Consider the following 822-nt stretch of genomic DNA (forward strand, 5'->3'; position numbering starts at 1 on the left):
GGCAGGATTGGTCATAAAGCGACTGTCCGTATGCCAATCTACGCCTAGCACGTCACAAAGTCTGGCAAACTGGCTATCATTACCACAGGCTAATATGAAATGCTCTTCACCTTGAGCTGCAAATACCTGATAAGGCACAATGTTTGGATGCTGATTACCCAGTCTTGGTGGCACTTTATCTGATGCCAAGTGATTCATACCGACGTTCGCCAGCATAGCCAGCGCACTGTCTAGCAATGCCACATCGACGTGTTGTCCAAGACCTGTACGTTGACGCGCTAACAGTGCCGCCTGAATACCAATGGTCAGCTGCAAGCCTGCAAACAAATCGACGACTGCGACGCCGACCTTATGGGGTTCACCATCGCTAGGACCGGTAATACTCATTAGCCCCGATAAGCCTTGAATAATATAATCATAACCCGGGCGCTTGGCATCTGGCCCTGTTTGACCAAACCCTGTCAATGACGCATAAATTAAACGCGGATTGTCTTGTTTGAGACTCTCATAGTCCAGGCCATATTTTTTGAGACCACCAACCTTGAAGTTCTCTACCACAACGTCACTATCAGCGATAAGCTGCTTAATGATAGTCTGTCCGGCTGGCGTGGTGATGTCGACCGTAAGCGATTTTTTATTACGGTTAATAGTTGCGTAATAAGCAGAAGTATCATCGCTAAACTTGGGCGGTGCCCAATGACGCGTTTCATCACCGATACCGGGTCGCTCAACTTTGATGACTTCTGCTCCAAGATCAGCGAGCACTTGTGTAGAAGATGGTCCGGCTAATACTCTTGATAAGTCGAGCACCTTGATACCATG

Annotated in this window: 1 protein-coding gene; it reads right to left on the reverse strand. The window is 48.1% G+C overall.

The window, feature by feature from the left end; all coding sequences use genetic code 11:
* Window positions 1-822: CaiB/BaiF CoA transferase family protein (locus ACS8FD_RS18900; protein WP_439276987.1), on the reverse strand; the 822-nt coding region annotated here is incomplete at both ends.

Source organism: Psychrobacter sp. 1U2, from assembly GCF_051847575.1.